Genomic DNA, 26,487 nt, shown 5'->3' with positions numbered 1-26,487 from the left:
AAGCGATTAATTACAGGGATTAATTCAAGCGATTAATTACAGCGATTACAGCGATTACGCTTTGGTTGCTTGCGATTAGTGATTACGTGTTTAGACGAGTGTTGTTAGTTAGAATCCTGAAAGGAGTCTGATTGTATGGGCGCTTCTCCAATGTCGCCTCGCGGACCTATGGGTGGACCTATGAAAAGTCCTATGGGAGGAAACGGCAACAATCCGTTCTTGCCTCCTAATTTTGGAAACAATTCAAATAAGAATAAGAATAAGAACAATAACGGCAATAAGAATAATGGCAATAAGAATAACGCCAATCCAAAGGATGGCAATAATTCCGATTCCAATCGTAAATTCTTTAAGTCGCCTTGGACTTGGATTGTTATTTTAGTTTTGCTTTCTGTAGCTGCATTCCAATTGTTTGTGCATAATGGTTCGCAAACAATCGACACTCAAGACGGATTAGAGTTGCTCGATAATCGTAGTGCAAATTACGTTGAGGTTATAGACAATAAGCAGCTTGTTAAGCTTACTCTAAACAATAAATACGTTAAGGTAGATAAGCGCGATAAGCAAAAGCACGATTACGGAAAAGACGTTCAGTTCTACTACACGATTGCTCAAAGCAAGACAGTTGTGCAAAAGATTCAAAAGGCTAAGCCAGCAAACGGTTGGACTGTTAGCATACAAACTTCTAGCTTTTTCTCGTACTTGATTACGTCTATGCTGCCGATTTTGATTCTGCTTGGACTTGTTTGGTTTATGTTTGGCAGAATGGCAAGCGCAGGCGGCGGAATGCTTGGCATGGGTGGCGGCCGCGGTCGTGGAAAGCTTTTGGAAGGTCAGACGCCTAAAACTAAGTTTGCGGATGTTGCAGGCGAGCAGTCTGCTGTAGAAGAAGTTGAGGAGATTAAGGAGTTTCTTAAGGATCCTTCTCGCTACAAGGCTTTGGGTGCGCGCATTCCGCGCGGCGTGTTGCTTTACGGCCCTCCAGGAACTGGTAAAACTCTTCTTGCGCGTGCTATTGCAGGCGAAGCTGGCGTTCCGTTCTACGCCATGGCTGGATCGGACTTTGTTGAGATGTTCGTTGGTCTTGGCGCGTCTCGCGTGCGCGAGCTGTTTGATGAGGCTAAAAAGAACGCTCCAGCAATCATCTTTATTGACGAGATTGACGCTGTTGGACGCCGCCGCGGAAGTGGCATGACTGGCGGCCACGATGAGCGCGAGCAAACTCTTAATCAGCTGCTTGTAGAGATGGACGGCTTCGATAACGACACTAATTTGATTATTATTGCCGCTACAAACCGACCAGATGTGCTTGATTCTGCGCTTTTGCGACCAGGCCGATTTGATCGACAAGTGGCTGTGGAAGCTCCAGATTTGGAAGGCCGAGAGGCGATTCTTAAGGTTCACGCTAAAGGCAAGCCTTTTGTTCCAGACGTAGATCTTCACATGGTTGCTGTTAGAACTCCTGGATTTACGGGCGCGGATTTGGCTAATGTGCTTAACGAGGCGGCTTTGCTTTGCGCTCGCTCTGGCGCTCAGCTTATCGATAATCGCGCTATTGATGAGGCGATTGACCGCGTTCAGGCTGGTCCTAGAAAGAAGTCTAAGGGAATGGCTTTGGATGAGTTGCGTAACACGGCTTATCACGAAGGTGGACACGCGCTTGTTGCTGCGGCCTTGCATCACACGGATCCTGTTACTAAGGTTACGATTTTGCCTCGCGGCCGCGCTCTTGGATACACGTCTGTTATGCCAACTAGCGACCGCTATTCTCAGTCTCGAAACCAGCTGCTAGATCAAATGGCGTATGCTATGGGCGGCCGTACTGCGGAAGAGGTTGTGTTCCACGATCCAACTACTGGCGCTTCTAACGACATTGAAAAGGCTACAGCAATCGCTCGCAAGATGGTTGTTGAATATGGCTTCTCGTCTAAGCTTGGCGCTGTAAAGTGGATGGATGCAGATCAAGATTCTTCTGGTTCTTTGGATTCTTTGCAATCGCGTAAGTTCTCTAATAAGACTGCGGAAGTGATTGACGAAGAAGTTCATAAGCTTATTGAAACGGCTCATACCGAGGCTTGGCAGATTATTAACAATAATCGCGATATTTTGGATGAGCTTGTTAGCAAGCTTCTTGTTAAGGAGACTCTTAACGAGAAGGAACTTGAGCAAATCTTCTCTAAGATTCGTAAGGCGCCAGAGCGCGATTTGTGGCTTTCTAATGCGGATCGCCCAGATTCGCCGCTCCCGCCTGTAGAGATTCCAGAAAGCTTAAAGAGGAATGTTGCAGGTGCGAGTTTAGAGAAGGGCGATAAGGATTCGGATTCTAATGCTTCTAAGGCTGGTGCTGCAGCGGATGCTGAAGCGCAAAAGTCGCAAGCAACCGCAGAAGTGCAAGCAACTGGCGAGTCGCAAGAATCGCACGAGTCTTCCTATGTCTCAAATATCGCAAATACTACAAATGCCCTAAATAGCCCAATGCAAACAACCGCAGTGGTTTCTATGCAAGGCAAAAAGAGCGATTCAACAATGCGCGCAATGCTAAACGTGTTAAGCGGACTTGAGCATAAAGATTCGCATAGCGTAACTCAAGTCGAAGGCGTTTCGGCGCTTTACCAGGCAAGCAATGCAAACGGTGAAGATTTTTGCGCGGTTGTAGTGGCGTCTACAACAATGAGTAATCAGGAATTTGCGCAAAGAATCGAGCAAATGCAACGCGATCAAATTGATGGCGATTCTGGAGATTCTGTCGATTCTGCCAGCTCTTTAGATTTGCGCTTAAACGTTGTTGGAACCAGGGAATACGGCTTAGACAGCGCGTCTACAAAGTCAATGTATTCAAGCAATCCTTTGCACTTAAGCGCCGCGCAATTGGAGCCGTGGATGCAAGTTGAGCCAGACGCTGCAATTGATGGCGAGCCAGTCTCTTACAAACTTGCGCTTTTGCAAGATGCTTCGCAAGTTGGCGTTTATTCTGAGCGCTGGATTATTGGGGAGTGCTGATGAAAGCTTACCGTACGCCTTGGTGGTATTTTGCGCTTGGACTATTGTTTGGATTCGTATTCGGCGCGTTTTTGGTGTCGATTACAGAATCTAGCGCAATATCGCTTTCGGGAGCTCCGTGGATTGTTTTGGCTGTTATGATAATCGGCGGAATAGTCACGTTTGTTCTTGCTTGGCAAACGCATCAATACGCTACTTCTAAGCCAAAAGAGCGCAAGCCTTTTAACATGCAAATGGCTGTCTCGGCACTCATGCTTGCAAAATCGCTTGGAATGGCTGGTGCTATTTTAACGGGCTGGTATGCAGGTCAGATTTTTGTTTGCTGGCCGCACGCCGATATTCCGCTTTATTCCAACGTTATTCGCGAATGTGTTATTGCGGGAATCGTGTGCATTATAGACATGATTATTGGCATTGTTGGCGAATGGATGTGTCAGATTCCTCCAGAAGATGGAGCGGATGCTGCTGGCGATTCTTCGGATCGAGCGCAGAAAGCGGCGGCGGTTTAATGGCGGTTAGCTGCGATTAATGGCAACTAACGGCAACTAATAGCAATCAAAATTGCAACTAAAATAGCGGTTTAACAATTTTAAGAAAGGTATTACTTTGGCTGAATTTATTTACCAAATGATTAAGGCACGCAAGTCTTACGGAGATCGCGTAATTCTAGACGACGTTACCTTAAGCTTCTTGCCGGGCGCAAAAATTGGCGTTGTTGGCCCTAATGGCATGGGTAAATCAACGTTGCTAAAGATTATGGCTGGTTTGGAGAATGTTTCTAACGGCGAAGCTTCGATTACTCCAGGCTACACCGTTGGCATTTTGCAACAGGAGCCGCCGCTGGATGAGACTAAAACCGTTGGCGAAAACATTAAGATGGCTTTTGGTGAGATTGCTCAAAAGGTTGATCGATTCAACAAAATCGGCGAAGAGATGGCAAATCCAGATGCCGACTTTGATGCATTGATGGAAGAAATGGGCAAGCTGCAAACGGAGATTGATGCGGCTAACGGTTGGGATTTGGATTCTCAGCTTGAGCAGGCAATGGATGCTTTGCAATGCCCAGACCCAGATTCGCCTGTTTCTGTGTGCTCGGGTGGAGAAAGACGCCGAGTTGCATTGTGCAAGCTTTTGCTTGAAGCCCCAGATTTGCTGTTGCTTGATGAGCCTACAAACCACTTGGATGCGGAGTCAATTCTTTGGCTGGAACAGTTCTTGCACAAGTACGAAGGCGCTGTTATTGCTGTAACTCACGATCGCTACTTTATGGACAACGTTGCAGAGTGGATTTGCGAGGTGGATCGCGGCCAGCTTTACCCATACAAGGGCAATTACACTACTTACTTGGAAACTAAGGCCAAGCGTATGGAGATTCAGGGCGCTAAGGACGCAAAGCTTGCTAAGCGCTTGAAGAATGAGCTTGACTGGGTGCGTAGCTCACCAAAGGCTCGCCAGGCCAAGAATAAGGCTCGTTTGGAGCGTTACGACCAAATGGAGCAAGAGGCACGCAATTCCAAGAAGCTTGATTTTTCGGAGATTCAAATTCCAGCAGGTCCGCGCTTGGGATCGCAAGTTTTGGAAGCGAAGCATATTCACAAGGCTTTTGGCGATCGCGTGCTAATCGACGATTTGTCGTTTACGTTGCCTCGTAACGGCATTGTTGGTGTGATTGGTCCGAATGGCGTTGGTAAGTCTACGCTTTTCAAGACGATTGTGGGCTTGGAGCCTCTTTCTGGCGGCGAGCTTACTGTTGGAGACACTGTAAAGATTTCGTACGTAGATCAGAATCGCGCAGGATTGGACCCAAATAAGAATTTGTGGGAAGCTGTTTCGGGAGGCCTTGATTTTATTGAGGTTGCAGGCGTTGAGATTCCTACTCGCGCATACGTTGCAAGCTTTGGTTTTAAGGGTTCGGATCAGCAAAAGCTTACGGGCGTGCTTTCTGGCGGCGAGCGTAACCGCTTGAATTTGGCTTTGACTCTTAAGCAGGGCGGCAACTTGCTTCTGCTTGATGAGCCTACTAACGATTTAGATGTTGAAACTCTTGAAAGCTTAGAGAACGCTTTGCTTGACTTCCCAGGATGCGCTGTGGTTGTTTCGCACGATCGCTGGTTCTTAGACCGCGTTGCAACGCATATTCTTGCTTGGGAAGGCACAGACGAGAATCCTGCAAATTGGTACTGGTTTGAAGGCAACTTCCAGGCGTACGAAGAAAACAAGATTGCGCGCCTTGGTGAGGAAGCTGCTCGCCCGCATCGCTTGCACAGAAAGCTTACGCGCTAATCGCAAGTTGTGTGTTGCTGCGGCTGGCGGCTGGCGGCTGGCTGCAAGTCGCAAGCTGTTGGTGGCAAGTCGCTAATCGTAAGTTGCTAGTCGCAAGTCGCAAGCTTTTAGCAGCAAGACACAGTCTGTTGGCGGCAAATCGCCTTGTAAAACGCTAAAGCAAATATCTTAAACGGTAGTCGCGCTAAAATCGTGTATTGAGCTAAAAAAGGAGTGCAAATGCCAATACTAGATAAAAATGATTCTGCTAAAGTTAAAGAATACGAGGACTTTGTAAAAAATTCTTCGTACACTAATGCAATGCAAGACATGGCATGGGCAAAGGTTAAAAACAACTGGTCTAGCGAATACGTTTATCTGGAAGAAAACGGCAAGATTACTGCTGCAGTGTCTATTCTTGGCATTAAGGCTGTAGACGATAAAACGCTGTTTTACGCTCCTAGAGGCCCAGTTTGCGACTTTTACGACGTTGAAACCACTAAAAAGCTAATCAACGAAGCAAAGCCACTTTTTGAAAAGTACAACGCGTTTTTGCTTAGAATGGACCCTTGCGTTCAAACCGACGAGGCTCTTATAGAAAAGTACAGGGCAGCTGGCTACACGTTTAGAGGCCAGGGATTCCACCCTAAGTCTTATTCCAACCCGCTTCACGAGATTATGCTTAAGGTTGAGGGCAAAACCGAAGAAGAGCTTATGGCTGGTTTTAGCACTCTTACAAGAAGGCATATTCGTGCTGGTATTAAGGCTGGTGTTGTAACTCGCTGGAGTAGGTCGGAAGAAGACTTGCAAACCTTCTACGAGCTTACAAAGATTATGGCAAACAGGCATGGCATTAAATATAGGCCATTTGAATACTTTGAGCGCTTGCTTGCTGCATACCCGCAGATTGAGATTTGCACTTGCGAGTACGAGGGTGAGCCAGTTGCAAGCATGCTTTCGTTCCCATACAAAGACACTTTGTGGTACATTTACGGCGCAACTCAGACCATGCATGGAAAGGTTGCTCCAGGCTATACGTGCATTTGGAATTTGATTTTGCGCACTAAGGAGCTTGGCTTAAAGTGGTTCAACATGGGCGGAACTTACTCGCTTAGCATGGACGAAGGCCTTTACTTCTTTAAGAATGGATTCTGCAGAGCGAATGATCCGTTCACTTGGATTGGCGAGTTAGACGTTGTTATTGACCAAGACGCGTACAAGAAGTTTGTTGGCAGGTGGGATGATTTGCCAGAAGCTAAGGCGCAACAATCTGCCTGAGCGCTTTGACCAAGATTTGTTACATATGTCTCGCTCGTGAGACATATGTAACGTTTTTTGGCCAATTTTCGTTATATTTGCATCAGTGATGAGATATTTGTAACGGTTTTTGGCTTGATTTCGTTAGATTTGTCTCGCTCATGATGCAAATATAACGCAAGCGATATTTCTTATTTGTTGTTGCGCGAGGTTTGAGTATTTCTCTCCTCGCAAATCCCGTCGCTACGCTCCTCTTTTATTGCTCGTAGAGAAATACATCAAACCTTCTGAATATCTGGAACTTTTGCGTAGCTTTCATCACCGAGATTCTCGATTTTTCTTGCTGCTTCAGCGAATCACCATCAAAGATGCTGAGGTTCGCTTCATCCGCTGCGAAAAATCTCGAATCTCTACCTCACTTAGTGTAATCCTGTAGTGCGTTTGTACCGAATTTCAGTGTTTTTTGATACAAACGCACTACAGACTCCGTATTCTGTGCGAAGGCAGGTCCTGTCGTTCGCACGGCTTGTGTTTGTAAATAACATAAAATTCATCATACGAATCAATCTTAAATTGTATATAACAATTAGTAAAATGTGCCTTACTTTATTATATGAATTTTGTGATTTGGTTGGAACAAAATTCAAAAACAAGATGATGGAGTAAGAGTATGTCTAAGAAGATTCATGCAATTAAGCATTATTCTGGTATTAACGCTGGTGTTGGGGCTGATTCTCAGCCAGTTCTTTCAAAGAGCGTGTGCGCAGCTATGCTCGCAGGTGCTATGGTGCTCGGGGGGGGGGGTATTCGTTTCCTCGCCTGCCTATGCTGACGGTTATGTAGACGGCACTGGCAACAATGTTTATTACGGTTTCAAAACTGATGCAAAATATGCCGAGGCTCATTTCAACATTGACGTTGAATATTACGATACCTTTGAGCATGCCAAAGCTGGCGGTACTGAAGGAAGAGATCCTTTAGGAAAATTTGTTCGTGTTCATTATCTTTCTAATTGCCACAACAATGCTACAGCTGACGATTGGCGATTCCGTCCAATGTGGTGGTTTGGTGTTCCTGCTGGTTTGAAAGATCCTCAAGATATTCAATTTAAGCGTATTGAAAAGTTAACAAAAAATGGCAAGGAGCAGGTTAAACCTGCTGGTTCTTCGCAATATATTACAACCGACGCAAACGGTTATGGCGCTGTTTCTGACAAACATTTTAATAGTCCTAAGGAATGGACTAATATTTCTAATTATTATTTTAGTGACGAAAATATTCTTGCCAGCAAAGGCTGGAAACAGCTTATGGGCTTGGGTACCAAAGACAATAAAGGTTACGATAATGCGGGCAATACCGCACAACAATGGGAAGAATACCAAAAGCAAACACAAGGCCTTAAGGGTATTTTCGTAGACTGGGAATCTGCTGGTCAGCGTTGGTATGACATGACCTACGTTTCCGAGATGGAAGACAATGCATGGAAAGAGCGTGACACCAATCCGCTTCGTTTTGCCGCTGGCGTTTATCGTTTTGCTGGTAACTGGCACTATGCCGTTGGCCAAAAGCACAATACGCCAAAGATTGCGGATTATTTGAAGCTTGCGTATCCAGAGGTTACGAAGGTTAAGAAGACTAACGATTTAAGTGACGCCGAGCAAAAGGCTATTAAAGAAAAAATTGAAAATGCAAACGCAAACACAAAGTACTTCAAGGAATTAGTTGCTGATAATGGTGTTGTGGTAAATAAGGATGGCTCTGCAACTATCACTTTCAAAGACAAGACGACTCGCACGATTCCTGCAAGTCTTCTTGTTGCACAAGATGAATCCGACAGCGACAGATATAAGCCAGTTATGCCAGATCGCATACCTGTTGTAAAGCCTGATGCGTTAAGTGATGATGATAAAAAGGCTGTTATTGATGCGTTCAAGGAGAAGAACAAGGATAATAGTGATTTTAACAGCCATCTTGCTGAAACTGACGGAATTAAGTTTGATGATAAGGGTGAAAACCTTGTTGTGACTTACGAAGATGGCTCCACGGCTACGATTCCTGCGTCTGAGCTTGTGTTCCAAGGACCAAAGATCTCCGATTGGGCGCCTTATGTTGTGCCTGACGCGATTGAGGTTGATGACCTTAAAAAGCTTACTAGTGACGATATAACCAAGATTGTCAATGCTTTTGATACAGCCAACACTGGTATTACGCCGTATGATGACGCCAAGAAAGGCAATAACAATACAGCACCTGTTACGGTTGATTCTAAGACAGGAGATGCAACAATCAAATGGGCAGATGGCTCAACAACCACTATTGCCGCGTGGCAATTCCTAAAGCAGAAGCCAAAGACTCCAACTCCAGAGCCTCAGCCGCCTGTTCCAACTCCTGCTGCAGAAAAAGAGTTCATTGTTGAAGCTCCAGCTTCGCAAACTCGTGTCAACTTTGATCCTTTCAATATGCAGGAAGCAGATTTAACAACTTATAAGAATGCGCTTGATGCAACTAAAACTGCTCTTAAGAAGAATAAAGGTAAGGACGCTAAAGATAATTCAGATGTAACTATTACCGATGTTTCGTATAGCGTGAAAGACGGTAAGGGTTACATTACCTTTAAAGCTGATAAATATAAAGACGCTACTTATCCAATGAGCGTATTCTTTAAGAAAGCTTCGGGTACGCAAACGTCTCAGAATCCTTCTACGGAAACCAAGACGGAAACTGACAAAGACAATCCAGGGAATACCTTTACTTATAAAGTTACAAAGACTGAGATTGAGGGTAATACACCAACTGTTCCAGAAGCTGTGAAGGCATTAAAGCAGTTTGTAAAAGACAATTACGATAATGTAACTGAAGCTGATCTAGCTACTGTTGCAGACAGCGTTGATGTTAAAAAAACTTGGACTCCAAAAGCCGGTACTAAGAATATGGGTCCTTACGGTGTATCTGGTAAGAATAGTGGACCGATGCTTAGTATCAGTTTACGCGATGATAATGGTATCAAGGTTATTGGTCGTCCATGGGCTGACAACGATGATGGGGGAGATTGGGATTCTGCCTCGCAAACCGAATTGATTACCATCAAAGCTAACGATTTGTATGTTAAAAAGGGCAGCTCTCAACCTCAAAAAGACAACACGATTGATGATTTGAAGGCTCAGGCAAAAGCGCTGCTGGATAAACGCACGAAAACTGATGGGCTTTCTAACAACGATTTGAAGCGCGCTGGTATTGAAAATCCTGATCAGCTGAATGATGCCAAGATTGATGAAATGGCGAAAGGTCAAAAGGCCGAGAAGGACCTGCGCGATCTTATTCGCAAGCTCACCGATGCAAAGAAGGCTGAGCGCAAGTACAACGCACCTGCTGCAATTGAGGTTAAAGATCCATCCAAGCCTACTGAAGAAGATTTCAAGAAGGCTGTTAAAGCATTCTTTGACGCTAACTATGATGGGCAGAATAGTTTCCAAGTTACAACGAATGGCATGACTATTCCGTACCTTCCATCTGCTTCTGATCTTAAGCCAAAGTCTGGCACTGTTGACATGGAGATTGCTGACGATAATATCAAGTCAGTTACCTCAAGTGAAACTGGTAACAAGAAAGACTATAAGTCAATTGTCTTTAAGGATCAGAAGGGTATTCAGCTTTTCACTGTTGCTATTACATATAAGCAGAAGGAAGAATCTAAGCCTGCTCCAACGCCTGATGCGCTTGCGCAGATGAAAAAGGACGCTGAGCAGCAAATCGACCGTAATCCTAACTTAACGAAAGAGCAAAAAGAAGATTATAAGAAGCAGATTGGTGATGCTACCACTGCAGACAAGATTAAAGAAATTCTCAAGAATGCTGCTGATAAGGGCAAAGAGAATGCAAACTCTAGCGACCCGAATACTCAGCAAACGATAAACAACAACAAGGGTGGCGGCGACGCAAAGAAAGACGCCGAAAAGAAGCAAAAAGAGAAGGAAGATAAAAAGCAGGAGGAACAGAAGAATCAAGAGCTACAGGATAAGAAAAAGAAAGCTTCTGATGCAATTGATGGTCTTGGCAATCTGACTCAAGATGAAAAGGATAAGCTCAAGGAAAAGCTGAATGGAAAGAGTGGGGATGCTACCAAGCCTGGTGCTAAGACTCCTGAAGAAGTTCAGCAGATTTTAGATGAAGCTAATAATCTTAATGAAGCGCACAAGGATGTTAGTGCTGGCGCGCTTCCATTCTTAAGCCACGGCAATGCTAACAGCGATGACGATAAGGCTCTTAAGGAGTTAATTGGTTCTGATCCAAGCAAGAAGGATGCAGCACTCACTGCTTTGGAAGATGCTCTTGCAAAGAAGGATCCTGCTGCTACTGCAGAAGAGATTAAGAATGATCTTGACGCAGCCAAGCGCCAGAACGCAATTAACGAGCAGAATGCTAAGAATGCTGGTATTGCCAAGCTTGATGCTAAGAAGGCAGAACTTGATGCAGCATACAAGGCGTTGAATGATGAGCAGAAAGCAAAAGCTAAAGATAAGTATGAAGCTGCCACTAAGGCAATCGATGATGCCAAGAACACTGTTAACAGTGCAACAAAGCCTTCTGATATTAAGAATGCTGTTGATGGCGTGAAAACTTCGTTTGATGACGCAAACAAGGCAATCGAAGATGCTAAGGGCAAGCGCGATACTTCTCAGAACACATACGATGATCAGTCTGTACTTAATAAAGAAAAGGAAGATCAGAAGAAACGCATTCAAGATAGTGATCTTCCAGATGCTGAAAAGCAGAAGGCTATTGATGACATCAATGATGCAAAGAAGATTGGCGACCCAACTGCTATTGCTAATCGCGCTTTGAAGGCTAAGAAGATAGAGGATGCTAAGAAGCAGATTGCTGCGCTTGATCATTTGAACAATGCGCAGAAGGAAGCTTTCAAGAAGATTATTGAAGATACTGATGCTTCTGATCACAAGAACGCTGACGGTACAACTTCTGACGACATCGACGACGCGCTTGCCAATGCTACTGCAACCGATACTGCCATGGCTCGTCTTGAAAAGCTGAAAGAGATCGCTGATAAGTTCGCTAAGGGCGACAAGTATAAGGGTCTGCAAGAAGGCAATGAGCAAAAGAAAGCGTTTGACGATGCTGCTACTGCTGCTGGAGCCGTGCTAGACAAAGCTAATGGCGATCCTAAGGATGCGGATCAGGTTAATGAGCTGTATAAGGATCTTCTTAAGGCAATGCAGGCGATTGATGACAAAGTTAAGGGTGCGGGCGTAAGCACTGATTTACTTCAGGCTGAAGTAGATAACGATTCTAAGCTTAAGCCAACGCCAGCTGATCCTAACGATTCCACTAAGCCGGCTACACCTGGCGATCCTCTGTACACGACCGCTTCTAAGGAGAAGAAAGAAGCATTTGACAAGGCACTCTCTGACGCGGAAGCGGCATTGAAGAAAGCTAAAGAAGATAACGAAAACGATAAGAATCAAGACTCTACTCCGCGCACTCCCGAGCAAGAGGCTAAAGATCAACAAGCGGTAGACGACGCACTTCAGAAGCTTGAAAATGCGCGTAAGGCGCTTGATGGCGTTGATACCAAGCCGTTGCAAGATGAGATTGATAAGGATAGCAACGTTAAGAACTCAGATAGGTATACGTATTCTACTACGACGGAAAAGAAGACTGCGTTTGATAAGGCTCTTCAAGATGCTAAGGATCTTATCGATAAGCTAACTGGTACGAAGAAGGCTGCTGCAGGCGAGGAAGATGTAACAACTAAGACTCAAGCTGAAAAGCAGAAGCTTGTTGATGATGCTCTTGCAAAGCTTAAGACAGCTGAAGAGGCTCTTGACGGTAAGAAACCAACTCCTGGTTCTGAAGCTGGTTATGGTGTGAATGATAATGCGCCTACTACTGTGGATAAGGGTGAGTTGAATGTTCAGATTCAGGGTGCTGAGTCTGATTCACAGCCTGGAAATGCTGGTAATGGTAACGCTGGTGCTGGCGTAAACTCGGGTAATGCAGGTAACGCTGCTAACACCAATGCTGCCAACGCTAACGCTAATAATGCTAATGGCGCAAGTTCTGCTGCTGTGAACGCTGCTGTTGAGAATAATCCTGCTGTGAAGCAGGCGGATACTAAAGTTTCTAAGGCTCAGGCGGCTTTGGATGCTGCTTTGGCTGAGGCTAAGAAGGTTGCTGCTGATCCTAACGCAACTCAGGCTCAGGTTGATGCTGCGGCTAAGAAGCTTTCTGCTGCTCGTAAGGCACTTGCGGACGCTCAAGCCAATGCCGCAAAAGTGCGTGCAGCTGTTCGCAGCCGCGTTATAAAGGGCATGCGTTCTCGCGGAAGCGCATCCACTGCGACTGGCGCAAACGTTGCAACTGCTGGATTGATGGCAACTATGATTGCAGCAATTGGCGGAGTGTTTGTAACTCGTCGCATGCGCACAAAGCACGCTAATCGCGATTAGCGCTTGGATGTAAGCTGATTAGCTTGGGTGGTGCTTTACTGCTAGCTATTTAGCTTGACTAGTGCTTATAGCAATACTCATAAGCCTCGTTTGGTCTTTGGCTGAGCGAGGCTTTTGTTTATGTAGTGCGATTGTATGACGACACGCCGTATTTTAGGTACAAACACACTACAGTTTTGTGTGTTTATGTAGTGTGTTTGTATCAAAAAACACCAAAATCAAATACAATCGCACTACAGTTTTGCTTGTTTGTGTAGTGTGTTTGTATCAAAAAATACGGAAATTCAGTACAAACACACTACATGATTACATCAAGCACTGTAGAGATTCGAGATTTTTGTGTGTTTTTGTGTGGGGTGTGTGCTAATCTCGGTTAGTTCATGACTTTTTATAGATTCGTCAATCGAATTGTTCAATCATAAAATACGAAAGGCTATTGTGCCACATACTCATTATGATGCGTTTGCTAAAACGCAAGGCTCTAAGAAAACTGCTGCTAGAAAATCGAATAGTAAAAAATCCGCTGTAAGTCAAAGCGCTAATAAGAATTTTTCTAAAAAAGGCCATAAGTCCAAAGAAAATCCGTTTGAATATAGAAGAAATCGCAAGAATAACGATTTTAACGCGCGTAAGAACCGCAATCGTAAGGCAGATAAAGCTAGAAGTCGCGCCAGAGAAAAAGCTTTGCAATACGAAGAGATAGCAATTCAAGAAGCTGAGAAGGACTTTGGAGAGAAGGGCTTTACTTCGCAGGACTTTAGCAAGCGTGATTTTGATAAGCGCGACTTTAAGAATCGTGATTTTAAGAATCGTCGTATAAAAAATCATGATTCAAATGAGCAGAATCAAAATAAGCAAAATCAATATAATCGTAATCAAAATAAGCAAAATTCAAATAAGCAAAATCAAGAAGTCGAAAAAAACTCCGTAATGATTCCAGATACAGCTGTGGAATCACGCGAAAACTACAGCGATGACGTGACCTTTGCGCAGCTAGGCGTTCCGCAGCCTTTGGTGGAAGTTTTGCGCGCAGACGGCAAAAACACGGCTTTTCCAATACAGCAAGCGACTTTGCCAGACTCTTTGCAAGGTGCGAATATTCTAGGGCGCGGCCGAACGGGAAGTGGCAAGACGCTAGCGTTTTCAATTCCGCTTGTTGCGCGATTGGCAGAGAACTTTGTTGATCTAATCAACTCGGGTCGCGCTTCTAGAAAAAACAAGAATCGCGAAGAAGGAGATATTCCAGCGCCTCACGCAATGATTTTGGCGCCGACTCGCGAGCTGGTGCATCAAATCGACGACGTAATCGCGCCTCTAGCGGCTGCTTACGGCATGAAAACTGTAACGGTTTATGGCGGTGTGCGTTACAAGCAGCAAATGGCGCTTCTTAAGCAGGGAGCGCAAATCGTAGTGGCTTGCCCAGGGCGATTAGAGGATTTGCTGCGTCAAGGCGCGTTAACGCTCGAAAAAGTGATGGTAAGCGTTTTAGACGAGGCCGACGAAATGGCAGATATGGGATTTTTGCCAGCCGTTACGCGCTTGCTTGAGCAGACTAATCCAAATGGCCAGCGCATGCTGTTTTCTGCTACTTTAGATAAGCAAGTTGCGACTATAGTAAATCGCTTCTTGCCGAATGCTCTTGTTCACGCTGTGGACGATGCGGATTCGCAAGTAGACACAATGACACATTACGTTTTTGGCGTTTCTGCGGCAGATAAGTACGAAGTTTTGAGAAAGCTGGCTTCGGGCAAAAAGCGCTCAATATTCTTTACGCGCACAAAGTATCAAGCCAAGAATATGGCAAAGAAGTTTGTGCAACAGGGGATCCCTGCAGTTGATTTGCAAGGAAACTTGTCGCAAAATCAACGCGATAGGCATATGGGCGTTTTTGCTAGCGGAGATGTGCGCGTGCTAGTAGCTACGGACGTTGCTGCGCGAGGAATTGATATTAGCGATGTAGCGCTTGTTGTGCAAACGGAGCCACCAGAGGATCCAAAGTCGTTCTTGCATAGGTCGGGGCGTACTGCGCGCGCAGGCGAGTCGGGCAATGTTGTGACTCTTGTGTTGCCTAATCAAAAGCGCATGGCTCACACTATGTTGAGGCGTGCTGGCATTAATGCTAAAGCGCAAGATGTTAAGCCAGAGTCGCCGATTTTGCAAGATATTGTTGGTGATTTGGCGGATTTGCAAGAGGGTTGGAGTATGCCAGAGCCAGAGCAGCCAAAGCGTAAAGCTAGTGGTAGAGGCCGAGGTAGAGGCAGAGGACGCTTGCATAGCGCGCGCGACTCGCACAGTGGTTTGCGCAAACGTGCGCGGCAATCTGCTTGAGCGCTTAAAGTGTAGCGCGCGAGCGATATTTCCGCTTTTTGTTGTTCAACACGCCGTAAATCGCTACAAAGTGCGTCAACTTTTCCCGAGAATGTACGTGTTTTGGGTCAAATTTGGTACAAAGTGCGTCAACTAACTAACCAACTAACTAACTAAGTGCCGACTATTGTGCTACTTGCTTTGACCTTTGCCGAATGCGCGCAAGCGAATACCATTCCAATCTTCGCTAACTGTTAAAGGCGTTGCGGCGTTCATTCCAGCAGTCATTGCTGCTGCTTGAACAGTGCTCGAGCTTGGAGAACCAGCACGCCCTGGCTTAGGTGTTAAAACCCACATAGGTGCGTTGCTGTTCAACATGTTTGTTGCGTCCATAATGGTGTCTGCTAGCTCGTCTTCGTCGTCGCCGTCTCGCCACCAAATAATCACTCCGTCAACAGTGGAGCTGTAATCTTCGTCAACAAGTTCTTCGCCAGTCAATTCTTCGATATTGCTGCAAATCGCATCGTCAACGTCATCGTCCCACAGCCACTGCTGTACGATGTCTCCAGGTTGGAATCCAAATTCTTCTGCATGTTGAAAAGCTGTCTGTTCCACGTGACTCAATATATCAAAGCGTCAAGAATTTGCGCGACTCGCCCTATCTGCACGCACGGCACGCTGAGACACGCCTGGAAAATCGCCAGAAACCACAAAATCACTATATGTAGTTTGTTATTTATGTAAATTACCCTAGATATTGTGCATGCTATGGGCTATAGTAGAGCAAGTTGTTGCGAATCATAAGTAGATTTGCGATTCAAAATACACGTTAGCTTGAGAAAGGTCTGTAGAATGCAGGTCTCTGATATGACTTTAGAAGATGCCACTTTGCAAGATGAAGAAGCTGTCACTTTGGGTGATTTTAATGTAGCTTCAAACGACTCTTCTAAGAAGTCTCGTGTGCAAGTCGAAAAGCGCGATGGCCGCGTTGTTGACTTTGATCAGATGAACATAATAATGGCCATTAAAGCTGCGTTTAAGGATTTGCGCAAAGAAGTCGGCCCGCAAGAAGAGCAAATGATTCGCGATATTACGGATCATATTGAGGCCGAAATTCAAGACCGTTACAATGGCCCTGCAAAAATCGAAGATATTCAAACTCTTGTTGAGCATGGTCTTATTGAAAATCATCTTTACGAGGTTGCGCGTTGCTACACAAGCTACCGCCTAAACCGAGATATTGACCGCGCTAAGGCAACCGATATTAACGAAGCTGTGAATCGTCTTGTAAACCGAGATGAGTCGCTTGTGCGCGAAAATGCTAACAAGGATTCCAACGTTTACGCCACTCAGCGCGATCTTCTTGCAGGCGCCGTTTCTAAGGCTTCCGCGTTCTCTATGCTTCCGCACGCAGTTTCTAACGCACATATGAAGGGCGATATTCACTTCCACGATGCCGATTATTCGCCATTTACTTGCATGAGCAATTGCTCGCTTCCAGATTTTGGAGATATGCTTGCTAAGGGATTTGCGCTTGGAAACGCAATGATGGATAGCCCAAAGTCGATTGGCACGGCGGCTACTCAAGTTACGCAGATTATTAAGGATATTGCAGGCGCGCAGTACGGCGGCCAAACTGTAAACCGCGCAGACGAGATGCTGGAGCCTTACGCTAAGTGTGATTACGACAAGAATCTTGCTATGGCTCAGGCCATGATTCCAGATTCCACACCAATCGAAGTTGCTAAGGCTATGATTGACGGCTTAAAGGCTCAGGAGCCTAAGAATCTTCATTGCTTAGATAGGGATCCTCTTCCAGAAGACACTCCTTTTGATGAGAATTTGAGTGAGTTGGATCAGCTTCGCGAAGTTTACGCAAAGATTATGACGCGCAAGGCGATTTACGACGCTATGCAAACTATGGAATATCAGATTAATTCCAACCGCGTTTCTAACGGCCAGACTCCGTTTGTAACTGTTGGCTTTGGTCTTGGTACGTCTTGGTTTGCTCGCGAAATTCAGCGCGCTATTTTGCTGAATCGTATTCGCGGACTCGGCAAGGACCGTCATACTGCTATCTTCCCTAAACTTGTGTTTACTATTAAGCACGGCGTTAACGCAGATGCTGGCGACCCTAACTACGATTTGAAGCAGCTTGCGCTTGAGTGTTCTACAAAGCGCATGTACCCAGATGTTGTGTTCTACGAGAATATTGTTAAGATTACTGGCTCCTTTAAGGCGCCTATGGGCTGCCGATCCTTCCTTCAGGGCTGGATTGATCCAAAGACTGGCAAAGACGTGGAAGACGGCCGCATGAATCTTGGCGTTGTAACAGTTAACGTGCCTCGCATTGCGCTGGAGTCTCACGGAGATGTAAACCGCTTCTGGAAGCTTTTTAACGAGCGCATGGAAGTGGCTCATCAAGCTTTGCGATTCCGCATTATGCGTTGCAAGCAGGCCACTCCTGTAAACGCTCCAACTCTGTTCCGCTACGGTGCTTTTGGCCGTTTGGGAGCTAATGAGAGCGTGGATCAGCTATTCCGCAATGAGCGCGCAACTGTGTCTCTTGGCTACATTGGCTTGTATGAAGCTACATCCGTGTTCTTTGGCAAGGATTGGATGCAAGATCACAGCTGGAACGAAGATGGCAAGCGATTTGCGCTTTCTATGGTTCGCCGTATGAATCAGCTTTGCCAGCAGTGGTCGAAGGCGGAGGGATACCATTACTCGGTATATTCCACTCCTGCTGAGTCTTTGACGGATCGCTTTAACCGCATGGATCGCCAGAAGTTTGGCCATGTGGAAGGCGTTACCGATCACGACTTCTACACCAATTCCTTCCATTACCCGGTGTGGTTGCAGCCAACTCCTATGGAGAAGCTCCGCTACGAGGTTGACTTCCCGTATCTTGCTTCCGGCGGCTTTATTAACTACTGCGAGTTCCCATGCTTGCAAGCGAATCCTAAGGCTTTGGAGGCTGTTTGGGATTATGCTTATAAGATTGGCATTGGCTACTTGGGTACGAACACTCCGATTGACCATTGCTTTGTTTGCGGATTCCAGGGCGATTTTGAGCCGACTAAGGAAGGCTTCCGCTGCCCAGAGTGCGGCAACAGTGACCCAGATAAGTGCAATGTGACTAAGCGCACTTGCGGCTACTTGGGTAATCCTGTTCAGCGCCCAATGGTTCACGGCCGCCACGAGGAGATTGCTCATCGCGTAAAGCACATGTCTGGCGAAACTGGCCATGTTGTTCTTAACAATGGCGAGTCTCGCGAGTGGTACGAGGAAACTAAGTAGTGCGTAGGATTGCGGCGTAAAATTGCGGAGCGTGTAATCGCGTAAAGTCGCAGCTTAAAGTCGCATAAAATAAAGTAAAAGCTAGGCTAAATTACTAAAAGGTTGGAACCATGGCTCGTATAAGTTTGCACGATTTTGCACCTGCAGACGTTAACCGCGGGCCTTGGATTCCAACCTCTCTTTCTAATAATCCGCGCGCAGGGCAGTGGTCCAGTGAGCGCATGAGCAAGGGCATGATTGCGGATTATAAGCGATTTCTTATGACGGATGGCGAGGGAATCCGCTGTTCGCTGTATGTTTCTGGCTGCCCGTTCCATTGTGTTGAGTGTTATAACGAGTCGATTTGGGATTTTCGCGCAGGTTACCCATACACGCAAAAGCTTGAAGACCAGATTATGGAAGATTTGGCGCTTCCGTACGTGCAAGGATTGACTCTTCTTGGAGGCGAGCCGCTTCTTAACACTGGCATTTTGCTGCCGCTTTGCAAGCGTATTCGAAGCGAGTTTGGCAATACAAAAGACATTTGGAGTTGGACTGGTTACACGTGGGAAGAGCTTATGCGCGAAGGCGAGACGCCAGATAAGCTTGAGCTTTTGCAATATATTGACATTCTTGTTGACGGGCGATATATGAAGAATCTTCACGATTCGCTATTGCAATTCCGCGGATCTAGTAATCAGAGGATTATTGACGTTCCAAAGTCGCTGGAAAATCCAGCCGAGCCGCCTGTAATCTGGGCAAAGCTTCACGATCAAGAGCGTTTTATTCCATCAATCTATGGCAAAGATCGAGCGCAAGGCGAAGGTGACGCGAGTTAGCTAATGGTTGTTAGAAATAGCGCGCTTAGACCGCGCTAACGATACGCCTCGCTCGCGGCGAAAAATCTCGAATCTCTACCGTGCTTGGCGTAATCATGTAGTGCGTTTGTACTGGATTTCAGCGTTTTTTAATACAAACTCACTACACTTTAAGCGCGAAGGCAGGTCGTAGTGGCTACAAGTCAGAGGTGATATGATTAAGCGTATAAATTCGTTTAATAGAGAGGTCGCATGAAAGCAAAATCGCAGCAAAAACCTAAGAATTACGCGCCTAATGCGTTTCGCACAATAATGCCGCTGTTAAAGCGCTATCGCATGCTTGGTGTAATCACGTCTGTTGCGATTTTTGTAGAAGCGTCTATGCAAATTGCGATTCCAACAGTAATGTCTAGTCTTATTGACTTTGGAATTGCCGCAAAATCCCAAAATGCTGTTAAATACTACGGCTTGCAATTACTCGCTTTTGCCGCAATATCAATGATTTTCGGCGTTATTTCTGGCGTTTGTTGCGCTCATTCTAGCGCTGGCTTTGGTAAAAATTTGCGATGCACGATGTTTAGTCGCTTGCAATCGTTGAGTTTTTGCGATCTTGACCGTTTTTCTACTGGCACTGTTGTTACGCGCTTAACTAGCGACGTTTCTAATATTCAATTTGCATATCAAATGGTTATTCGCGCAGGCGTTCGCAGCCTTGTGATTATTGTTGCAGCGTGGTGGTTTACTTTTTGCATAAGCCCTTCGATTTCTTGGGTTTTTCTTAGTCTTATTCCAATTGTTGGCGTTATTTGTGGTATTGGTGCAAAGATTGTTGCGCCTACTTTTGCGCGAATTTACGGCACGATTGACAGCATGAACAGCATGGTTAGCGAAAATTTGCGTAATATTCGCATTGTTAAGTCTTATGTTAGGGAAGACTACGAAAACCACCGTTTTAGGCGCATCTCGCATAAGATTTACAGCTATTTTTTAAAAGCGGAGTATGTTCTAAATTGCAGCATTCCGCTTTTTAACCTGTGTTTTTATGCATGTTTGCTTCTTATTGCGTGGATGGCCTCTAAGCAAATTGTTGCTTCGGGAAATAATCCTGCATTTGGCTTGACTACGGGAAATCTTGCGGCGCTGGTTGTGTATGCGTTGCAAATTTTGTTTGCGTTGGCTAATTTGGTTGTAATTTTTGTTATGACGGTTACTGCGCGCACGTCAATGCATCGTGTTGCAAATGTTTTACAATCGCATAACAGTGAGTATGTTCATAAAAACCCGATTACAGAGCTTGCGGATGCTTCGATTTGCTTTAATAATGTTGATTTTGCATATTATTCTGCGCGCGTAAATGGCGATTTGTCTTCGGCTGCTTGCGACTTATCTAAAGGTAGTCAGGAAATTTTACACAACATAAATCTAAACATTCCTTCTGGCTCTACTGTTGGGATTGTGGGCGCAACGGGTAGCGGAAAGTCAAGTATTATAAATTTGATTGCGCGCCTTTACGATGCCACAAAAGGCACTGTTTTTGTAGGCGGGTCAGACGTTCGTTTTTATGATTCCAAAAGTTTGCGCAACCAGATAGGAATTGTGTTACAAAAAAATATTCTGTTTAGCGGCACTATTGCGCAAAATCTTCGATGGGGCAATGAGGATGCCAGTGACTCCGACTTGCGCGAAGCGTGCAAAATCGCTTGCGCTCAAGAGTTTATAAACGATTTGCCACATGCATATAACACGAATCTTGAGCAAGGCGGCAAGAATCTTTCGGGCGGTCAAAAGCAGCGACTTTGCATTGCGCGCGCGTTGTTAAAGCGGCCAAAAATCTTGATTTTAGACGATTCAATGAGTGCGGTAGATGTTAAAACAGACGCCAAGATTCGCGAGAATTTAAGGCATTTTATGCCCGATTCCACGCAAATCATTGTTGCGCAACGCGTGTCTTCTTGCATGCATGCGGATTTGATTGTTGTTCTTAAAGATGGGCGTGTTGTTGCTAAAGGGAAGCATAGCGAGTTGATGGAATCGTGCGAAATTTATAGAAAAATGGCGATTTCTCAAGGTGTAAAAATGATTGAGTCTAAAAACAGTGAAGGCAATGAAGGCGTCAAAGACAGTGAAGGCGGCAGGATTAACAATGAAAAATAATGAAAAGTCGCAAGAAAACTTGGCGCAAAAGTCTGCACAAAAGTATGCACAAGAATCTTCGCAAAAATCGCAAGAAAACTTGGAGCAAAAATCGCAAGAAAAATCCGCTCTAAATTGGCGCGTTCTAAAGCGCTTAGCGTCTTATATTATGGCTTACAAGATGCAAGTTTTTGTTGTTATTGTGTCAATTATTGTAAGCTCCATTGTTCAAGCTGTAAGCGCAATGTTTTTGCAATCGCTTGTAGACGCGTACATTTTGCCTCTAATTGGCAAGCGCAATCCCGATTTTGCGCCACTTTTGAGAATGATTGCAATTATGGCATGCGTGTGCGCTATTGGCGTGTTCTTTAGCTGGCTTTGGAGCAGGTTGGTTGTAAAAATCGCGCAAAGTGTAATGCGAAACCTTAGAAATCAAATGTTTAAGCATCATCAAGATCTTCCGCTTGGGTACTTAGACGCTCACGGATATGGCGATGTTATGAGCCGATACACAAACGACACGGAGGCGCTTCATCAAGCGATTTCTTGGTCTTTTCCAGATTCGTTTAGCGCGCTAATGTCTATTGCGGCGGCGTTTTGCGCGATTGTTTGGCTTTCGATTCCTGTTGCAATTTTTATTGTGATTTTTACTGCAATTCTTTTGCTTCTAGTGCGTTTTATGCTTAAGCGTTCGGGCAAGCTTTTTGTGCAATTCCAGGCAGCTTTGGGTGATTTGAATGAGTTTGTAGAAGAGGCGGATTCTGGTAGAAAAGTTATTAAGATTTTTAATCACGAGCGCGCTGCGGTTAAAAAATTAAGTGATTTGGCTTCTCGCGTGCAAAAAATTTCTGCTAGCGCCAATTCTTACGCAAATAATGTTATGCCTGTGATTAGTAACGCGAGTTATCTGTTTTACGTTTTGCTTGCGATTTTTGGAGCGTGGGCTGTAAATGCTGGCGTGCCTTCTGCTGGGTTGAGTGGCGTTTTTGGGGGCGATGCATTGAATAATTCAAGCACGCTTACAATCGGCACGCTTATATCGCTTCTTACGCTTTCTCGCGCGTTTATAAATCCGATTGGCGAGATAACAATGCAATTAAATTCGCTTATGATGGCGAATGCAGGCGCGAATCGCATTTTTGCGCTTTTAGATGAGCCTGTTGAAAAAGATGATGGAACAGTTAAGCTCGTTAAAATTCGCGCAAAAATCGTTGAGTGTTGTAGTGGTGATGGTGGAGATAGTGGAGATAGTGGCGATAGCGTAGATAAATCGCTATCAGATATTGATAAATCGCAAGTAAATCAAGTAGATTCTACAGCATCTAAACATTCTTATTTGCAAGTTTTTAGTGAAGTAAGCGAAGATTCTTGTGGGAATAACGTGTATTGGGCGTGGAAAAATTGCTCTAAAAAGTCAAGTTGCGATTCTTCGAGCTACGATTCTTCAAGTTGCGATTATTCAAATCCAGATTCTTCAAGTTGCGATTCTTGCACAGATACCCAAAAACATGCGATTTGCTCTAAAGACGGCGTGTATACGCTTGTTAGGGGAGATGTTCGCTTTGAAAACGTTACGTTTGGCTACGAGCCTTCTAAAACCGTTTTGCATAACATATCTTGGTATGCACACGCGGGTCAAAAAGTTGCGCTTGTAGGTGCCACTGGAGCTGGCAAAACCACAATCGCCAATCTTCTTACGCGTTTTTACAACATTGCAGATGGTCAAATCTTGTATGACGGAATCGATGTTCGCAATATTTGCAAAAGTGACTTGCGACATGCCGTTGCAACTGTTTTGCAAGATGTTGGATTGTTTAGTGCAAGCATAATGGACAATATTCGCTACGGACGTCTTAATGCTAGCGATTCGGATTGCGTTGCTGCCGCCACTCTTGCGCATGCGGATTCCTTTATTTCCAAGCTGCCAGACGGCTATAACACGTATATTAAAAACGGCGGAGCAGAGCTTTCGCAGGGCCAAAAGCAGTTGATTGCGATTGCGCGCGCTGCTGTTGCGAATCCGCCTGTTTTGATTTTAGACGAAGCAACTTCTTCGATAGACACGCATACAGAGGCGCTTGTGCAAAGCGCGATGGATGCTTTGATGCAAGATCGAACTGTGTTTGTGATTGCGCACAGGCTTTCCACAGTGCGAAACGCGGATGTGATTATGGTTCTAGACCATGGCAGGATTGTTGAGCGTGGGTCTAACGAAGACTTGATGAAAAAGCGCGGCGAATATTATCAACTTTGCACGGGTGCAATGGAGCTGGAGTAGCCAGCGTTGTGTGTTTGCACGTATTGAACATAATGTGCGTTTGCTTGATATTCCGCGGCAACACGCCGAATACGCTTTTGAGCTTGCATTTTTGCGTGGATTCTGTAAGATAGTAACTCGGCTGTTCAATGGAACAAAGCCACGGCCCCGTAGCTCAGTTGGTTAGAGCGCCGCCCTGTCACGGCGGAGGTCACCGGTTCAAGTCCGGCCGGGGTCGCGATTAGTAAAGGCCCGGTTCGCCGGGTTTTTTATTCATCATGGCTCTGTAGCTCAGTTGGTAGAGCGAGCGACTGAAAATCGCTAGGTCAGCGGATCGATCCCGCTCGGAGCCACAAGTAAATAAACAAAAACTAAATAACAAAACGCGCAGCATTTTTGCCGCGCGTTTTTTGTTTATAAGCTAGTCAACTTGCTTAGTCAACTTGCTTAGTCATTAGTCAACTTGCTTAGTCAACTTGCTTCCACGATTCAACATCAATATGATGATCTGGATTTGCTTGCCAAGCAGCCCAAGCAGATTCCACAATATCCTTAACGTTGTAGCGCGCATGCCACCCCATCTCTTCGTTAATGCGCTTAGTGCTTCCAATCAATTGTGGCGGATCGCCAGCTCTACGCCCTAAAATCGCCTCTCTAAATGGCAAGCCTGTAACGCGCCTAACTTCGTCTACAATTTGACGAACAGAAGTGCCTTTGCCTGTTCCAACGTTAAAAGCGTCGTACTTGCGCTCATCGCGATCTAAATAAGTAAGCGCTGCAATGTGCGCGTCTGCAAGATCTGAAACGTGAATGTAGTCGCGAATGCAAGTGCCGTCGGCAGTAGGGTAGTCATTACCAAAAATCGCAGGAGCTTTGCCTTGTTGCAATCTATCTAAAAGCATAGGAATCAGGTTCAAAATCGCAGGATCTTCTAGCTCCACAGGCCCGCATCCAGCAACATTAAAGTAGCGAAGCGCGCAAAAACGAATTCCGTAAGTGTGTTCGCAAGCGCGTGCCATCCACTCGCCAAAAAGCTTAGTTTGGCCGTATGGATTAATCGGAAGCATTGGCACAACGTCTTCTGGCACAACTTCTACAGGCGGCTCGCCATACGTGGCTGCGCTAGACGAAAAAACAAGCTTTTTAGCACCGCTTTGGCGCATTCCTTCTAAAACGTTAAGCATGCCGTTAATGTTCTGCTGGTAGTACCAAAGTGGCTTTTCTACGGACTCTCCAACTTGCTTTCGCGCAGCAAAGTGAATTACAGAATCAACGTTATTTTCTTTCATTATTTGCGCAAGTCGCGCTCCAGCGTCTGGGGAAGCAATGTCCATTCCGTAAAGTCGTGCGCCTTCGATTCTTGTAGGCTTTCCGTAGCTCAAATCGTCTACAACTACAACGTTTTGCTTTGCTTGGTGAAGAGCGTGTACAACGTGTGCGCCAATGTAGCCGCATCCGCCTGTAACTAGAATAGTCATTGTTTACCGTTTTCCTTTCTTACATATGCTGTTTTGCATAATGTTATAGTGAAATTATAGCGCTTGAATCATATTGTGTTTTTGGCATTGTTTGTATTTGTTCCAGTGTTTGTGATTGTTTGTGATTGTGTTGGTATTTGTGCCAGTGTTTTGCGCGTTTGATATTATTCGATGAGTTGTGATTAAGTCGCGTATGCAAGAAAATAAGGAAGATTGGCTAAAAATGAACGATTTTAATGTAGATAGTGCAAGTGACGATTTGCATAGTGGCCACTCTTTTAGCGATTTGACTGGTCGCGAGGATGGTCGCGCGGTTTCTGGCGACTCTTCCAAGCCTAAACAAACGCACGCATCTGCTAGGGCTATTCTTTCGTTTGTGCGAAGGTCTGCTAGGCTCGACGCGCGCTTGGAAAAAGCCAAGCAACGCTACTCTGGTACTTATTTGCTATGCATTGCAGATGGCGATGGGTCTTTGCGCGTAAAAAGCGATTTATGTGTTGATTCGCAATGGATTGAGGCCAATTGGGGCAATGCTAATCCGTTGATTGTAGAAATCGGCTCGGGTCAGGGCGAGAACATTGTTGCGGCTGCTGCAGCAAATCCGAATACGAATTTTCTTGCGCTAGAAGTTTACGACCCAGGCGTAGCGCACACTATGCTTTTGGCTGGAAAGCAGGATTTGCATAATTTGCGAATTGCTCAAGTTAACGCTCCTGATTTTCTTGCAGCGTGCAAAAGTGGTGTTTTGGCAGAAGTTTGGACATTTTTCCCAGACCCTTGGCCTAAAATGCGTCATCACAAGCGCCGAATTGTTCAGCCATCTTTGGCTAAGTCTGTGCATAATGCGCTTGTTGTGGGCGGAGTTTGGCGAATTGCTACAGATATTGAGGATTACGCGTTGCATGTTCACGAGGTTATGGATTCTTTGGCGTGCTTTGAAAACGCTGGAGATTTGCGCGTGAGTTTGCCTACGGAGCATGTTGGCAAGGGGAATGCACAAGATGCTGGCGATTTGCCTCATGCGGATTTTGTTGAGTCGCGTCGCTTTGATGGGCGTGTTTTGACGAATTTTGAGCGCAAGGGATTAGATGCTGGTCGCGTGATTCACGATTTGACATATGTTGTTAAAAAGTGAGTTGTGTATTTGATTGTGATGCAGTGCGTAATGCGTAGCGCGTGCTTGTGTGGTGTGCTTTGTTAGAATCGCGTTATCTTCCTTCAACACGCCGTAA

The 26,487-nt window shown here is 45.4% G+C and carries 14 protein-coding genes and 2 tRNA genes; 14 read left to right on the top strand and 2 right to left on the bottom strand.

The features are described from left to right. Nucleotides 1–135: 135 nt before the first annotated feature. The 7 genes from ftsH (at nt 136) to NYP69_RS03385 (ending at nt 15,311) form a co-directional block, all read left to right on the top strand. A complete protein-coding gene (ftsH, locus tag NYP69_RS03415) occupies nt 136–3,000 on the top strand; it encodes an ATP-dependent zinc metalloprotease FtsH (RefSeq protein ID WP_473412923.1) in 2,865 nt (954 codons plus the stop codon). Next, nucleotides 3,000–3,509, top strand: coding sequence for a DUF3180 domain-containing protein (locus tag NYP69_RS03410; RefSeq protein WP_016831152.1), 510 nt, complete (start codon nt 3,000–3,002; stop codon nt 3,507–3,509). Before ftsH ends, NYP69_RS03410 begins: the two co-directional genes overlap by 1 nt. Nucleotides 3,510–3,606: 97 nt before the next feature. Beyond that, on the top strand, nt 3,607–5,283 hold the full coding sequence (ettA, locus tag NYP69_RS03405) for an energy-dependent translational throttle protein EttA (protein WP_004130043.1): 1,677 nt from the start codon (nt 3,607–3,609) through the stop codon (nt 5,281–5,283). 219 nt (nt 5,284–5,502) lie between these two features. Then, entirely contained in the window at nt 5,503–6,540 is a 1,038-nt protein-coding gene (locus NYP69_RS03400) for a lipid II:glycine glycyltransferase FemX (RefSeq protein ID WP_473412922.1), read from the top strand. 649 nt (nt 6,541–7,189) lie between these two features. Then, nucleotides 7,190–7,351, top strand: coding sequence for a hypothetical protein (locus NYP69_RS03395; RefSeq protein ID WP_180946737.1), 162 nt, complete (start codon nt 7,190–7,192; stop codon nt 7,349–7,351). Then, nucleotides 7,299–12,983 (top strand): MiiA motif-containing surface protein, encoded by a 5,685-nt coding sequence (locus NYP69_RS03390; protein WP_473412921.1) that lies wholly within the window; start codon nt 7,299–7,301, stop codon nt 12,981–12,983. Before NYP69_RS03395 ends, NYP69_RS03390 begins: the two co-directional genes overlap by 53 nt. A gap of 438 nt (nt 12,984–13,421) precedes the next feature. Next, entirely contained in the window at nt 13,422–15,311 is a 1,890-nt protein-coding gene (locus NYP69_RS03385; protein ID WP_473410594.1) for a DEAD/DEAH box helicase, read from the top strand. Nucleotides 15,312–15,482: 171 nt separating this feature from the next. Here the strand turns inward: NYP69_RS03385 and NYP69_RS03380 are convergent, their stop codons facing one another. Then, a complete protein-coding gene (locus NYP69_RS03380) occupies nt 15,483–15,905 on the bottom strand; it encodes a DUF3052 domain-containing protein (protein WP_004130062.1) in 423 nt (140 codons plus the stop codon). A gap of 237 nt (nt 15,906–16,142) precedes the next feature. On the opposite strand from NYP69_RS03380, the gene nrdD reads away from it, so the two are divergent. The 6 genes from nrdD to NYP69_RS03350 all read left to right on the top strand — a co-directional run bounded on the left by nrdD (nt 16,143) and on the right by NYP69_RS03350 (nt 24,130). Continuing rightward, on the top strand, nt 16,143–18,590 hold the full coding sequence (nrdD, locus tag NYP69_RS03375) for an anaerobic ribonucleoside-triphosphate reductase (protein WP_020757966.1): 2,448 nt from the start codon (nt 16,143–16,145) through the stop codon (nt 18,588–18,590). Between the two features lie 110 nt (nt 18,591–18,700). Beyond that, nucleotides 18,701–19,408, top strand: a complete 708-nt coding sequence (nrdG, locus tag NYP69_RS03370) for an anaerobic ribonucleoside-triphosphate reductase activating protein (RefSeq protein ID WP_020757967.1) — start codon at nt 18,701–18,703, stop codon at nt 19,406–19,408. A gap of 231 nt (nt 19,409–19,639) precedes the next feature. After that, nucleotides 19,640–21,541, top strand: a complete 1,902-nt coding sequence (locus NYP69_RS03365) for an ABC transporter ATP-binding protein (protein ID WP_473412920.1) — start codon at nt 19,640–19,642, stop codon at nt 21,539–21,541. Continuing rightward, nucleotides 21,531–23,798, top strand: coding sequence for an ABC transporter ATP-binding protein (locus tag NYP69_RS03360; RefSeq protein WP_473412919.1), 2,268 nt, complete (start codon nt 21,531–21,533; stop codon nt 23,796–23,798). Before NYP69_RS03365 ends, NYP69_RS03360 begins: the two co-directional genes overlap by 11 nt. 143 nt (nt 23,799–23,941) lie before the next feature. Continuing rightward, nucleotides 23,942–24,015 (top strand) — tRNA-Asp (locus NYP69_RS03355). Nucleotides 24,016–24,057: 42 nt separating this feature from the next. Beyond that, a tRNA-Phe gene (locus tag NYP69_RS03350) sits at nt 24,058–24,130 on the top strand. Between the two features lie 114 nt (nt 24,131–24,244). Here NYP69_RS03350 and galE read toward each other — a convergent pair. Then, a complete protein-coding gene (galE, locus tag NYP69_RS03345) occupies nt 24,245–25,255 on the bottom strand; it encodes a UDP-glucose 4-epimerase GalE (RefSeq protein WP_004130071.1) in 1,011 nt (336 codons plus the stop codon). Between the two features lie 193 nt (nt 25,256–25,448). On the opposite strand from galE, the gene trmB reads away from it, so the two are divergent. Then, complete coding sequence (gene trmB / locus NYP69_RS03340) at nt 25,449–26,390, top strand: tRNA (guanosine(46)-N7)-methyltransferase TrmB (RefSeq protein WP_004130072.1); 942 nt, start codon at nt 25,449–25,451, stop codon at nt 26,388–26,390. The last annotated feature ends 97 nt before the right edge of the window (nt 26,391–26,487 follow it).

The organism is Gardnerella sp. c17Ua_118 (assembly GCF_055804255.1).
This window is presented reverse-complemented; position numbering and strand designations above follow the sequence as displayed.